Raw genomic sequence first — 13,042 nt, 5'->3', positions numbered from 1 at the left:
GAAGGTGGTGAAACTCAAGCAAACGCTCAAAGCACTGACGAAGCGAAACCGGGGCATCGGACTCGCGGCCATTATACGTGAGCTGAATCCGGTGTTACGGGGCTTTGCCAACTACTTCCGGGTGGCGAACTGCGCGAGGGTGTTAAAGCAGGTGATGAGTTGGCTAAGGCGGCGGTTACGTTGCCTCCAGCTCAAGCAGTGGAAAAAGCCGGGCCGGTTGCATCGGAGGCTGAAACAGCTGGGCTATCGCCCGCCGTTTAAGTTCATCAAGATGCAAAGCTGGCGTAATGCCGCTTCACCGCTGGCCCACCATGCGATCCCCAATGCCTACCTGCATAATGACTTACGGTTATTGGATCTGACCAGGGTCAGAACCGGCATCACTGTCCCCGAATTCGGGGTAAGTTAATGGCATGAGCCGTATACGTGGTCCGTATGTACGGTTCTGTGAGAGGGATGAGGCGGTAACGCCTCACCCTACTCGCTGTCGGTATTGGCTGCGCAGGTACGACCCTCCAATAGGGTGAGCGCCACGAGTCAATGTGCGCCTCGAATTTTTGATGAAAAGAGTGTCGAATAGAGCAGCGGTAGATAAAGACGTAAGAACGCTGGGGCACTCATCGGCACCGTTAGAGGAGAAGGGTATGCAGGCGATTGAGTTTGAGGCAGACATTCAAGACGGTATGGTTAAAATCCCGGACGAATATGGAGACTTAAAAAACAGGCATGCCCGGATTGTGGTGCTGTATGAAAACAGCACATCAGAGCCGAGCGAGCCTGGGCCGTCATCCGGTCTCGATTTCTCGTCTGTCAAAGCGCCCACTCTGACAACCCAGGAAGGGGTCGAATATCAACGGAGCATGCGGGATGAGTGGTAACTATTTGCTCGATACAAACGTTTTTATCAACGCGATCGAGCGACAGCTATGCCTGCCGCCTGCCTATTACGCTTACTCCGTGATCACTGAGCTTGAACTGTTGGGATTCCCAGGTTGACCCCTTCAAGAAGAACAGGCTATTTCAGCTTTATTAGCCAAGCTGACACGCGTCGAGCTCAACCACTCGGTAAAAATAGAGACGATCAACACACGTCGTCATACTCAGATGAAATTACCTGACAGCATCATTTCTGCATCTGCCACGGTGACGCAAACAACATTGGTCACAGACGATGCCAAATTGGCAGCTAAGCACCCAGGCAAAGCTATGTCTTTGAATATGCTCTTGAGTTCTTAAGAGTAGATGTCGTCACCGAGATTGAATGATTCACGGTGGCCCAATCCAGGCGGCTAATCGCCGCCTTCGCGGATGCCTCATTTGCTCGTCCCTCGCAAGATTCGTTACGCCGCGCTACGGGGTGTCACGTACTTGAAGTGGGCACCTTGTAGCGCGTGGTAAGCGAAGCGCACCCGCGAAGCACCCCGTGAGGGGTGCCGAAGGCGGCTCAGAGATTTGATGATTCACTTTAGCCCAATCCGGGCGGCTCATCGCCGCCCCCGCGGGTGTCTCATTTGCTCGTTACCTCGCAAGATTCGTTACGCCGCGCTACGGGTGTCACGTACTTGAGGTGGGCTAATTTGTAGCGCGGCGTAAGCGGAGCGCACCCGCGAAGCACCCCGCTAGGGGTGCCGATGGTGGCATTAGGTTGGATGAATTACGGTGGTGATATCGAGGCGGCTGTCGCCATCTCACGAAATGCGTGACACTTACCTTAATCCCGCAGGCTCATAATCCGCCAGTTCCGTTCTTCAGCCACTTTACGCAGGGTGTCGTCTGGGTCGACGGCAACCGGGTGATCAACTTTCTCAAGTAGCGGTAGATCGTTGTGAGAATCGCTATAGAACCACGCACCATCCATCGTGAGGTCTTGGGCTTCCAACCACGCTTGTAGGCGGATGACTTTACCCTCGCGGTAACTGGGCACGCCGTCAACACGGCCAGTATAGCGGCCATCGACCATTTCCGGCTCTACAGCGATTAAATCATCAACACCTAAGCGCTCGGCAATGGGGCCGGTAATAAAACGGTTGGTGGCAGTGATAATCAGCAGCGTATCGCCTTTGGTGCGGTGGCGGGCCAGCAGCTCCTCGGCTTTGGGCAGAATATGCGGCTCGATTTTGCTGGCCATGAATTGCTGGTGCCACGCCGCCAGCTGCTCCGGCGTGTTTTCAGCCAGCGGTTTCAGCGCCATTTCCAAAAATGCCGCCATATCCAGAGTGCCCGCGTTGTAATCGGCGAGAAAGCGCTCGTTGGCCTCGCGGTAGGCCACCGGGTCCACTGCGCCTTGCTCCACCAGAAACTCACCCCAGGCATGGTCGCTGTCGATGGATAGCAGCGTATTGTCCAAATCGAAAATGGCCAGACTCACGGCGCTCCCCTTATGGTTAATGTTGGACGTTGGTCGTCGGATACAAAGCGCCGGATTATCGCAGAGTCACCTAGGTTTCACCACTTAGCGTGATATTGTATTGATACGCTTGTCTCCCTTGTGGAAAAATGGGCATAACTGAAAATTTATGAAGGTGATGTCCGTGATCGACGCTGACGGCTTTCGCCCCAATGTTGGCATTATCATTGCCAATAGCCAGGGGCAGCTGCTTTGGGCGCGTCGTGTAGGGCAAAATGCGTGGCAATTTCCCCAGGGAGGCATTAAGGCAAGCGAGACGCCACAACAAGCGCTTTTTCGTGAACTCCACGAAGAGATCGGCTTAACCGCCGACGATGTTGATATTGTCGCCTGCACCCGGGGCTGGCTGCGCTACCGTCTGCCACGACGCATGATTCGTACCCACTCAAGGCCAGTGTGTATTGGCCAAAAACAGAAGTGGTTTTTACTCAAAATTCGTTGCCAAGAAAACCGTATTTGTATGACGGCCACGCCCAAGCCGGAATTCGACGGTTGGCGATGGGTTAGCTACTGGTACCCGTTAGGGCAAGTGGTGCCGTTTAAACGAGAGGTCTATCGGCGTGCGCTAAGAGAGCTTTCTCCTCGCGTGCAGCGCTTGGCACAAGATAACGAAGGATAACGCGCGCATCATTGCAGGATAAAAGCAGTGTTAGCCCAGCCGGACAATCCCTCAGCGAGGCAAATAATAGTGAATAGGAAAACGTCCATGCTTGAGGTGCTGCGACGCGTTATTCAAGAAGTGAATGGCGCACGGAACCTCGACGCCGCGCTGTCGACCATGGTGCGCCGCATACGCAAAGCCATGCAGACCGACGTGTGCTCCTTTTATCTTTACGATAAAGAGCTGGAGTCGTTGGTTCTGATGGAAACCATTGGTCTGCGTACCCAAGCCGTGGGTCGTGTCGTGTTGCCGCTGGGGGAAGGCCTAGTGGGGCTAGTGGCTAAGCGCAGTGAACCGCTCAACCTTGAAGACGCCCAGTCGCACTCCCATTTCCGCTACTTTGAAGCGACCGGTGAAGAGCGTTATTCAAGCTTTCTTGGGGTGCCGATTATCCACCAGCGCCACATGCTCGGCGTGCTGGTGGTGCAGCAGGCGGAAAAGCGCCGCTACGATGACGAAGATGAAGCCTTCCTGGTCACCATGGCGGCACAGCTTTCGGGCGTGCTGGCTCATGCCTTAGCCACCGGTAATCTCACTCGCCCCGCGCTACCCGGTGGCCAGGCGATGTTCAAAGGGGTCGCGGCCTCACCCGGCATGGCCATGGGCGAAGCCGTGGTGATCACTCCTCCCGCCGACCTCAATAGCGTTCCTGATCTTATTCCCAGCGACCAGGAGTACGAAATTGCCCGGCTAAAAGAGGCCATCGGCAAAACCCGCGATGAGATTCGTGCCGCTGCAGAGCGTTTGGTTAACCGGATCTCTTCCCAGGAGCTAGCGCTGTTCGACGTCTACCAACAGATGTTGGGCGAAGCGGCACTCTCCGAAGAGGTCGAAAAGCGCATTCGGGAAGGGCAGTGGGCGCCGGGGGCGCTCGCCGATGTCGTTCGCCGCCATGTGCAATACCTAGAACGTGTCGATGATGACTACCTGCGCGAGCGGGCAGCAGATATTCGCGACCTGGGCCGTCGCGTGTTGGCGCACCTGCAAGAAGATACGCCTTCCACGCCGGAAACCTATCCAGACAGCGCCATTTTAGTTGGCGATGAAATCAGTGTGGCCATGCTGGGCGAAGTGCCGCGCGACAAGCTAAAAGGATTGGTGTCGGTACGTGGTTCCAGTACGTCTCACGTGGCGATTGTCGCCCGTGCCATGGGCATTCCCACGGTATTAGGAATGGTAGACCTGCCGCTGCCACGCCTGAACGGTGCGCCCGTGGTGCTAGATGGCCACCGGGGGCGGCTATTTGTGCGTCCTGCCGCCGAGCTGCAAACCCGCTACGCTAGCCTGATTGCCGAAGAGAAAGTGCTCAGCGAAGTGCTGGAGCATGAACAGGATCTGCCCAGCAGAACCCCCGACGGCCATGAAATGCCGCTGATGGTGAATACTGGCTTGGCGGTGGATGCCTCTGCACTGCTGAAAAGCCGCATTGGCGGGGTGGGGCTCTATCGCACCGAAGTGCCATTTATGATTACCGAGCGCTTCCCAGGTGAAAAAGAGCAGATGCGCATGTACCGCGAGCAGTTGAAAGGCTTTGCGCCGCTGCCGGTGGTGATGCGTACTCTAGATATCGGTGGCGACAAAGATTTGCCCTATTTCCCGATTGAGGAAGCCAACCCGTTCCTGGGCTGGCGGGGTATGCGCGTTACCCTGGATCATCCTGAAGTTCTGATGGTACAGCTGCGCGCCATGCTTAAAGCCTCCCACGATTTAGGCAATCTCTACGTGCTGCTCCCCATGATCACCAATGTGGAGGAGGTCGATGAGGCAATACGGCTGCTTGATCGCGCCATCTTAGAGTTGGGCGAAGAGGGTATTAAGGTTGAGCGGCCAAAAGTGGGGGTCATGATTGAAGTGCCCGCGACTATTTATCAAATGGACGCGCTGGCTAAGCGTGTCGATTTTTTCTCGGTAGGCAGTAATGACCTTACCCAGTACCTGCTAGCGGTGGATCGTAACAATCCGCGGGTGTCTAGCCTGTACGATGCGCTGCATCCCGCGCTACTTGGCGCTTTACAAGAGCTGGCTCAGGATGCGAAGCGGCTGAATAAGCCTATTTCGCTGTGTGGTGAGCTGGCGGGTGACCCAGCAGGCGCGCTGCTGTTGATGGCGATGGGCTTTACCAGTCTTTCCATGAACGCCCCCAGCTTGCCAAAAGTGCGTGCCGCGATTCGTCGGGTCACGCTGGCCGATGCGCAAACGTTGCTCAAAGAGATCATGCGGCTGGATACGCCCGCACTGGTCCATGAGCATCTTAATAAACGGCTGGATGAGTGGCAGTTGTCGCACCTACTGCCCCCTCGTGATTAATAAGCTACTATCGTTGGCATAGCGCCGTAAGTGTCGTTTCGCCAGTAAAGCGCCCGAGCGGTCCAAAGCGCTGCTCGGTGATAGCCACATCGCCCCGGTGGCTAAGCGTCAGCCAAGTAGTCGCGCGGGTGCCGTACTGCTCGCCGACGATAAAAGCCGCTGAGAGCTGACGCTCAAGAGTAACGCCAACCCCCGTATCGGGTAGCAAGTGATCGGCGGCTTGCCCTGGGTTTTGCAGCGCCTGTCGCGTGGCGGGCCGCCATAGGTGATTATTACTACCCTGTATAGCGCAACGTACAGCCTGTAGTTTAGGCCAAGGTGTATTCAAACTGGCATTGGAAAGCCCATGAACCCCGGGCGGCACATTAACAAGGGATATGCCATCGCTTCCCCGGTGCAGATGCCAGCATTGGTGGGTGGTAGCGACTAATAAATTAAAGCCAGCGTAGCGCTCGGCTTGGTGGCTCGCCATGGTGTCTAGCCATGCGGCGGGGTTGTCACTGCTAAGTACCCCCGCCACCAGTTCGCCTCGGCTGGGCGCGTTAGGGGGCGTGGGTAAGGTGGTATCGCGTACGTTGGTAAGTGCCGCCACAATGCCGTATCGATTTGCTGCCAGCCATGTACCACCCGCTTCCAAGTCTCTGCCACCCAGCAGTGCTTTGTCGCTCCACGCACTCAGTGGAGCAGTAGGGCGTGCATGGAACTCATCACGATTACCCGCTAAGCGTAGAGGAGTGTGGCTATCGGGTGACCAACGAAACGTAATTAAACACATAAATGACTCATAATAGGCATTGTTCGGGGCATACTTAAGTGGCGCGACATGACACGCTTCCGGTGGAGACGTACACTGACTTTCGCACCGTGATTAATGATGCGGGCTATCTCTACTAGCCTAACGCCCTGCCAACTGGGACATCGCGAATGACACAACGCTATCAGCGAGAGCACTTCTGGAATGCCATTATCTGGCCAGTTCTATGGCCATTATTACTGGTTCAGGCCGCGCTTGTCCTGCTATGTGTGTTGGTAGGAGCCGTTATCTGGCTAATGTCACCCAGCCAAGCGTCATGGGCAACCACGGTGTGGCTAATGCTTGCCCTTCTGTTGGGCAGCTGCATGAATGTAGGCGTTTTTTTAATGTTAATCAAAGCGCGGAGCAAGTATAAGGACACACTCTTCACGCAGGGGCTTAGCGAGCTTGAGCAGCGTATTGACGAGCTGCGCAGGAGGGTGGCCCTTAACTCTTTACCAGCGCTTGTTGAGCCGAAGGCCGATGAACAGCCCTGCCAGCGGCTTACCCTGGCGAACGACCAGCTAGAAGGGGTTATTCGAGCGCTTGATAAAGCGGGTCATGTGGTCACACAGGATGGTCATGCTAGGAGTGACCAAGCGTTGTTGGATGACTTGCATCACCAGCAGAAGCAACTCAAACATTTAATGGCAGGCAGGGAGCGGGCAAGAGAGGAGTCTCGGCTTAAATCAGGCTACCTAACGTTGATGCAACGAGAAGCCGATAGCCTTTTTGAGCACCTTGGCAGCATGCTAACGGAGGATGCGTCTGAGAACTGCCGCCAGAACGTAACCCACCTGCGTGAACGCCTTGCTGATATCCGCTCACTATTAGCTAATTTCGTGCAGCAGAGTGTGAATGAGACAAGCAGTGACGATTTATCAGGGGGCGGTGAGCACCGGCCTCGCGTATTGGTCGTTGACGATGGGCCGGTAAACTTAATGCTGGCGCGGCAAATGTTAGAGTCCCAGGGCCTTAAGGTGGAAGGTGTCAGTAGCGGTGAGCAAGCCCTAGAACGCCAGCAGTCCACTTTTTATGATTTAGTCTTTATGGATATTTTTATGCCCACTCTCGATGGGCTTGAGACGACTCGCCGTTGGCGTAAGTTTGAGCAATCAAATCAAAAGCAGCGCAGTGTGATGATTGCGTTGACCGCCAATGTCGATAACGCGGGCAGAGATACCTACGAAGCCGCTGGAATGGATGACCTTCTAGCCAAACCCTATCAACCGGATACCTTGCATAGCATGATTAATAAATGGTTGCCTCACGCCCTGGAGAGGCCGAGCCAATGACCTTTGCAGCCATTTTAGCCAGTTACTTGGCGCTAGGGGCAGTCGCTGGCACGATGGCCGGGCTATTTGGGGTTGGTGGCGGGATCATTATTGTTCCTGTGCTGGTGTTTGCCTTCGGGCTACAGGGCATTTCCCCTGAGATCACTATGCACCTTGCTGTTGGCACCTCGCTTGCCACTATCGTCATTACCGGCGCTTCTTCAGCCCTTGGGCATTTTCGTAAAGGTAGCGTGCATCGTGCTTGGTTTATGGCCTTGCTGCCCGGCTTAATGCTAGGCGCGATTGCTGGGGTGTTTATTGCTGATAACTTGTCGGGCACCGTGCTGGGTACGCTTTTTGGCGTCTTCGTACTTCTATTAGCTACCAAAATGGTCATCGGGCTTACGCCGAAACCCGGCACTATTGCCCCTAGAAAAGTAGCAATGTCCATTGCGGGTGGCGTAGTTGGAGCGATTTCTGCGCTGTTCGGTATAGGCGGTGGTGCCATGACAGTGCCTTGGCTCTCTCGCTGCGGTGCCACTATGACACAAGCGGTGGGAACTTCTGCGGCCTGTGGCTTACCAATAGCAGTGGTAGGGGCGGTGACCTTTATCGTGGTGGGGTGGGGGAACCCGCACTTGCCTCATTGGGCAACCGGATTTGTTATGTGGCCAGCATTTATCGGTATCGTAGCCACCAGCGTACCGTTTGCCCGTATTGGCGTGCGTTTGGCCCATGTGCTGCCTGCCCATGTACTGCGTTTCTGTTTTGCCGCTCTGCTCGCTGTGGTGGGATTGCGCTTCATACTGGCGTAATGGCGCTCTGGCACACTGTAGCGTTTCTTTTATTTGATTAGAGAAAGTGAATGATCAACTACCCAACGATAGACCCTGTCGCGATTTCCCTAGGCCCGTTGCAAGTACATTGGTATGGCCTAATGTATGTAGTTGGTTTTGTCGCTGCCTGGTGGCTGGGCTGTAAGCGCGCACCGCGTATCGGCTTAACTAAAGATGATATCGGCGATTTGCTCTTCTACTGTGCCATTGGCGTAGTCGCCGGTGGTCGCTTGGGCTACGCGCTGTTTTACGGATTAGAACAGTGGATGGCCGACCCGCTCTGGATCTTCCGCGTGTGGAATGGCGGCATGAGCTTCCATGGTGGCTTGATGGGCGTATTGCTGGCTGCCTGGCTATTTGCCCGCCGCAAGCAGTTGGCTTTCTTCACCCTCACCGACTTCATCGCCCCGCTCGTGCCCATCGGCCTCGGGGCAGGGCGCATCGGCAACTTCATCAACCATGAGCTGCCCGGCCGCGTGACCTCGCTTCCCTGGGGCATGCCCTTTCCCGGCATGGGCCCAGAGCCGCGTCACCCCTCGGCACTCTACGAAGCCGTATTGGAAGGCGCCGTGCTGTTCGTCATCCTCTGGTGGGTCTCGGCCAAACCTCGTGCGCGCGGGTTCATCTCCGGCCTGTTTCTGCTGGGCTACGGCGTCTTCCGCTTCATGGTCGAATTCGTCCGCATGCCCGACGCCCACATCGGCTACCTCGCCTTTGGCTGGTTCACCATGGGCATGCTCCTCACCCTACCCATGATTATTCTCGGACTCCTCCTGATGCTCTGGTCAAAAGGCAAGCCCATCGACGCCAAGGTATGATCCGGATGTGGCGCTCAGAGTATCCACCTAAACCTGTCTGTGGGAGGCCAATTTCATTGGGCGACTGTTTGGGCAGGCACTTGTGCCTGCATCATCGCGAGCTAAAGCTCCCTCCCGCCACCCTTAACATAGACGTTGCCTTTAGGGCGGCCTAGAATACAGCCTCAAACTCGCTGTTAATCTGGAAACCTTGTGACTGCTACAACGCCTTCGCTTACCACGTCGAACGAATTGCCTGCGCTTGAACAGCCTTACCTGGACCTGATGCGCACTGTGCTCGAACAGGGCGTTGATCGCGGTGACCGTACCGGTACGGGTACGCGCTCGGTGTTTGGCCACCAGATGCGCTTCGATCTTTCCCGTGGGTTTCCGCTGCTGACCACCAAGAAGCTGCACCTGCGCTCCATCATCCACGAGCTGCTGTGGTTTCTGAAGGGCGATACCAACATCGGTTACCTGAAAGAGCACGGCGTGCGTATCTGGGACGAGTGGGCTGATGAAGAGGGCAACCTGGGCCCCGTATATGGCTACCAGTGGCGTAGCTGGCCGCACCCCAAGGGCGGCAGCGTGGATCAAATTGCCAATGTGCTAGAGCAAATTCGCACCAACCCGCAGTCGCGGCGGTTAATTGTCTCGGCCTGGAACCCAGGCCAAGTGGATGAAATGAAGCTGCCGCCTTGTCACTGTCTGTTTCAGTTCTACGTCGCCAACGGGCGACTCTCCTGCCAGCTTTACCAGCGCAGTGCCGATATTTTCCTCGGCGTGCCGTTCAATATCGCCAGTTACGCGTTGCTGCTGAGCATGGTGGCCCAGGTCACGGGCTTACAGCCGGGGGAATTCGTTCACACGCTTGGAGATGCCCACCTGTATAGCAACCATCTAGAGCAGGCGCAGGAGCAGCTAACCCGCACACCCATGCCACCGCCTAGGCTCGTGCTCAATCCAGAGGTCACGAACCTATTCGACTTCACCTTCGATGATATTCAGATCGAAAATTACGCGTCCCATCCGCATATCAAAGCAAAGGTAGCCGTATGAGTCAGCAAGCCACCGCCTATGAACCGCTGGTGCCCGTTGCGATGATCGTCGCCATGGCCAAGAATCGCGTCATTGGCGTCGATGGCAAGCTACCCTGGTACTTGCCTGAAGATTTGAAATTCTTCAAACGTATGACCCAGGCCAAGCCGCTGGTCATGGGACGTAAAACCTTCGCCTCCATTGGCAAGCCGCTGCCCAATCGTCTCAATATCGTCGTGACTCGGGATGCCCAGTTTAGTGCAGAAGGCACGCGCGTATGCCATGAGCTACCGGCTGCGTTAGCGCTTGCCGATCAGCAGGCGACAATCGAAGCGGCAGAAGAAATCATGGTCATGGGCGGCGGCGAGATTTACCGTCAAGCCTTACCGTTTGCCCAACGTCTCTACATCACGGAAGTCGATATAGAAGTGGAAGGCGATGCGTACTTCCCCGCGTTCTCGACGGAAGAGTGGCAAGAAGTTCAGCGAGTCGCCGGGCAGCCCGCAGAAGGGCAGCCAAATTATGACTTCGTCGTGTACGAGCGTGTCAGCGACTGATTTGGGTCAAAGGAGGGGGTTATGGCCGCCAGCGTACTGCATCTACTAGAAACGTTAGAAACACGGCTCGAACAAAACAAGGCCGAACTCATTGCGCTGCGCAAAGAGAATCAGCAGTTGAAACAGCAGCTAGCCGCGCTATCGACTCGCGCCTCAGGGGAGCCTACGGCATCGCCCGCTGAACACGAGACCGATGTCGCGGCGGCAGAAGAAGCGCCGAACGAAGCGCCCGAGCACGTATCAGCGGCGGTTAGCGAGCCAGTAACGCCAGAAGCTGTCACGCAACCCTCGCCGCAAGCGTTATTGAAGCAGTGGTATCAGCGTTACCCGCATGCCTTCTTCAAAGGGCACACCAAACCCTTGAAAGTGGGGATTCACCAGGATTTGGCCGAGCGCGAGCCTTGGCCGAGTAAATTGATCCGTCGGGCGCTAGCCAACTACGTCAATTTGCCGCGTTATATCAAATCCATGCGTGAAGGAGCAGAGCGTGTCGATTTAGATGGCCAGCCTGCCGGCAAGGTGGACAAAGAAGCCGCGAAACATGCCAGTGAGCGGCGACAAGAAGCGCCCACGAAAAAACGAATGGAGCGTCCGGCTCCCCCCGCGAAAAGTCGCACGAATAAAGCGCAGCCAGCCGCGAGTAACTCATCGCCAAACGATGAGAAGCTCCCCTCGAGAACGCCCGTTCCAGAAAAAAGTGAGCAGAAAAAACCGCTTACCATGGAAGAGAAACTAAAAGGCTTGCAGCAAAAATTCGAAGGCCGCTGAGACCCGAGTCCGTGTTGTGGGTTCCATAAAAAAACACAAATCGTAAAAAAACACTGTTTTTTTCTATTGCGTTCCCTGGAATCCCGGTATAGAGTTTGACCTGCGAGCATTGGACTATAACAAGGCTTTGTTGAGGACATGTCGCATACCACCGGGAAAAACCGGCGGATGAGAAAAAGAGCATGGCCCGCAAGCCACTTGCTGGCTTCTACGAAGGCCAGTAATAACGATCGAAACAGTAAGCTAGTTAAAGGAACCTACATCATGAAAAAGACACTTTTAGCGACTGCTATTGTTGGTGCCCTGGGCGCCTCCGCTGCAGCACAAGCAGCTACCGTATATGACCAAGACGGCACTCGTCTGGACGTATACGGCCGTATCGCCATGGGTATCGAAGGTGGCGGCCCCGAGTTCAACTCTGATAACGAAGCAATCGACAACGGCCCTGAGTTCGTAGACGTCTTCTCTCGTCTGGGTCTGCGCATGAGCCAGGAAGTGACGTCTGACCTGACGGCTTTCGGTCGTCTAGAATGGCGCTTTGATGGTGATGAGAACACCACCGATGGTGGTTTCAACGAACTTCGCCAGAGCTACCTGGGTCTGCAAAGCAAGCAGTACGGTACTTTCCAAGCTGGTAACTTTGACAGCTCCTACAGCCAGTTCGTATCTCAGCCGTTCGACGTTTACATCTTCGCTGATAGTGACCTAGAGTTCGCTGGTCATTCGAAGCAGTCTCGCGGCGACTCTATCGGTTACTACACGCCTGACCTGCAAGGTTTCACTGCATTCCTGCAGCTGAAGTACTACAGCGAGCGTGGCTTGAAGGAAACAGGTCCGCGTCTGGATACTGATGGCAACGTGGTTGGTACAAGTGAAGAAGGCAGCGTAATTGCACCGCAAGGTGGTGTGCGTTACGAGCAAGGTCCGTTCACTGTAGCCCTGGGCTTCGTTGACGACGTTCAGCGTGGCGGCGGCAATGGCGAAATCCTGGGCGGCCTGATCGGTTCTTACGCCATCGACGACCAGTGGTCTGTTCGTCTGGGCTACGAAGGTCGTGAGAACAATAGCGACCTGCTGACTCGCAGCAACGGCTTCGACAAGTTTGGCGTAGGTACTACCTACACCACGGGTCCTTGGGCGTTCAACGTTGACTACTACCGCGTAAACCGTGAAGGCTTCTACGAAAACGGTGCCGAGCGCGTAGCTAACGATAACAGCAACGCATGGTATGCTGGCGCATACTACAAAGTATCCAGCAACTTCGACGTATTCGCTGAGCTGGCTGACGGTGACGCGCCGAGCCTGAACCGTGACCGCACTCTGGGCGACCTGACCGACAACGTATACTGGCTGACTGGCGCTCGTTACCACTTCTAAGCCTTGGTTAAACCAAGCTTAAAGTTGTAACACCTGTAGTAGATAATGAACCGGCCCCTTTTGGGGCCGGTTTTTTTATGGTGGTGCGCCAGGCATGGCGCGCAGCGCCAATTAGGCGCTATCCGGTCCGCCGTGGTGGTTGGCCGGATGACTTGGGGGTGAAAGTCCCCTACGGACCCTGATAGCGGGAACCGTTAGCTGAACAGCAAGGGGGTTCGTCGTGAGGC

At 55.6% G+C, this 13,042-nt stretch carries 13 protein-coding genes; 11 read left to right on the top strand and 2 right to left on the bottom strand.

Going from position 1 to position 13,042, the window contains the following annotated elements:
• On the top strand, positions 1 to 409 hold a 409-nt coding region (locus tag AC13CN_RS00425; RefSeq protein ID WP_483052935.1), incomplete at its 5' end, for a group II intron maturase-specific domain-containing protein.
• Positions 410 to 644: 235 nt separating this feature from the next.
• A complete protein-coding gene (locus AC13CN_RS00420) occupies positions 645 to 878 on the top strand; it encodes a hypothetical protein (RefSeq protein WP_044630754.1) in 234 nt (77 codons plus the stop codon).
• 833 nt (positions 879 to 1,711) lie between these two features.
• On the opposite strand, the gene AC13CN_RS00415 is transcribed toward AC13CN_RS00420, so the two are convergent.
• Positions 1,712 to 2,368: a histidinol-phosphatase gene (locus AC13CN_RS00415; protein ID WP_335589560.1), complete on the bottom strand. Its 657-nt coding sequence runs from the start codon at positions 2,366 to 2,368 to the stop codon at positions 1,712 to 1,714.
• Between the two features lie 163 nt (positions 2,369 to 2,531).
• Between AC13CN_RS00415 and AC13CN_RS00410 the strand changes: the two genes are divergently transcribed.
• Together AC13CN_RS00410 and ptsP are read left to right on the top strand one after the other, a co-directional pair.
• Positions 2,532 to 3,026, top strand: a complete 495-nt coding sequence (locus AC13CN_RS00410) for an RNA pyrophosphohydrolase (RefSeq protein WP_009096477.1) — start codon at positions 2,532 to 2,534, stop codon at positions 3,024 to 3,026.
• 87 nt (positions 3,027 to 3,113) lie between these two features.
• On the top strand, positions 3,114 to 5,375 hold the full coding sequence (gene ptsP, locus AC13CN_RS00405; RefSeq protein WP_058576374.1) for a phosphoenolpyruvate--protein phosphotransferase: 2,262 nt from the start codon (positions 3,114 to 3,116) through the stop codon (positions 5,373 to 5,375).
• A 7-nt stretch (positions 5,376 to 5,382) separates the two neighbouring features.
• Here ptsP and AC13CN_RS00400 read toward each other — a convergent pair whose 3' ends face one another.
• Positions 5,383 to 6,150, bottom strand: a complete 768-nt coding sequence (locus tag AC13CN_RS00400; protein WP_483052934.1) for an NRDE family protein — start codon at positions 6,148 to 6,150, stop codon at positions 5,383 to 5,385.
• 149 nt (positions 6,151 to 6,299) lie between these two features.
• On the opposite strand from AC13CN_RS00400, the gene AC13CN_RS00395 reads away from it, so the two are divergent.
• The 7 genes from AC13CN_RS00395 (at position 6,300) to AC13CN_RS00365 (ending at position 12,815) form a co-directional block, all read left to right on the top strand.
• On the top strand, positions 6,300 to 7,463 hold the full coding sequence (locus AC13CN_RS00395) for a response regulator (protein ID WP_483052933.1): 1,164 nt from the start codon (positions 6,300 to 6,302) through the stop codon (positions 7,461 to 7,463).
• Positions 7,460 to 8,257, top strand: a complete 798-nt coding sequence (locus AC13CN_RS00390) for a sulfite exporter TauE/SafE family protein (protein WP_058576377.1) — start codon at positions 7,460 to 7,462, stop codon at positions 8,255 to 8,257. Before AC13CN_RS00395 ends, AC13CN_RS00390 begins: the two co-directional genes overlap by 4 nt.
• Positions 8,258 to 8,307: 50 nt before the next feature.
• Positions 8,308 to 9,096 carry a prolipoprotein diacylglyceryl transferase gene (lgt, locus tag AC13CN_RS00385; RefSeq protein WP_058576378.1) on the top strand — a complete coding sequence of 263 codons (789 nt, stop codon included), beginning with the start codon at positions 8,308 to 8,310 and terminating at the stop codon, positions 9,094 to 9,096.
• A gap of 192 nt (positions 9,097 to 9,288) precedes the next feature.
• Positions 9,289 to 10,134 carry a thymidylate synthase gene (locus AC13CN_RS00380; RefSeq protein WP_044630811.1) on the top strand — a complete coding sequence of 282 codons (846 nt, stop codon included), beginning with the start codon at positions 9,289 to 9,291 and terminating at the stop codon, positions 10,132 to 10,134.
• Positions 10,131 to 10,670, top strand: a complete 540-nt coding sequence (locus AC13CN_RS00375) for a dihydrofolate reductase (RefSeq protein WP_058576379.1) — start codon at positions 10,131 to 10,133, stop codon at positions 10,668 to 10,670. Before AC13CN_RS00380 ends, AC13CN_RS00375 begins: the two co-directional genes overlap by 4 nt.
• Positions 10,671 to 10,691: 21 nt before the next feature.
• Positions 10,692 to 11,438, top strand: a complete 747-nt coding sequence (locus tag AC13CN_RS00370) for a ProQ/FINO family protein (protein ID WP_476294611.1) — start codon at positions 10,692 to 10,694, stop codon at positions 11,436 to 11,438.
• A 264-nt stretch (positions 11,439 to 11,702) separates the two neighbouring features.
• Positions 11,703 to 12,815 carry a porin gene (locus tag AC13CN_RS00365; RefSeq protein WP_483052932.1) on the top strand — a complete coding sequence of 371 codons (1,113 nt, stop codon included), beginning with the start codon at positions 11,703 to 11,705 and terminating at the stop codon, positions 12,813 to 12,815.
• Positions 12,816 to 13,042 lie beyond the last annotated feature (227 nt).

The sequence above is a fragment of the Vreelandella sp. L-25 genome (assembly GCF_056857535.1).
This window is presented reverse-complemented; position numbering and strand designations above follow the sequence as displayed.

Excerpts from the sequence above, each read along its gene's own strand:
- AC13CN_RS00420 (WP_044630754.1), top strand. The coding sequence starts at position 645 with ATGCAGGCGATTGAGTTTGAGGCAGACATTCAAGACGGTATGGTTAAA.
- ptsP (WP_058576374.1), top strand. The coding sequence starts at position 3,114 with ATGCTTGAGGTGCTGCGACGCGTTATTCAAGAAGTGAATGGCGCACGG.
- AC13CN_RS00400 (WP_483052934.1), bottom strand. The coding sequence starts at position 6,150 with ATGTGTTTAATTACGTTTCGTTGGTCACCCGATAGCCACACTCCTCTA.
- AC13CN_RS00395 (WP_483052933.1), top strand. The coding sequence starts at position 6,300 with ATGACACAACGCTATCAGCGAGAGCACTTCTGGAATGCCATTATCTGG.
- AC13CN_RS00390 (WP_058576377.1), top strand. The coding sequence starts at position 7,460 with ATGACCTTTGCAGCCATTTTAGCCAGTTACTTGGCGCTAGGGGCAGTC.
- lgt (WP_058576378.1), top strand. The coding sequence starts at position 8,308 with ATGATCAACTACCCAACGATAGACCCTGTCGCGATTTCCCTAGGCCCG.
- AC13CN_RS00375 (WP_058576379.1), top strand. The coding sequence starts at position 10,131 with ATGAGTCAGCAAGCCACCGCCTATGAACCGCTGGTGCCCGTTGCGATG.
- AC13CN_RS00370 (WP_476294611.1), top strand. The coding sequence starts at position 10,692 with ATGGCCGCCAGCGTACTGCATCTACTAGAAACGTTAGAAACACGGCTC.
- AC13CN_RS00365 (WP_483052932.1), top strand. The coding sequence starts at position 11,703 with ATGAAAAAGACACTTTTAGCGACTGCTATTGTTGGTGCCCTGGGCGCC.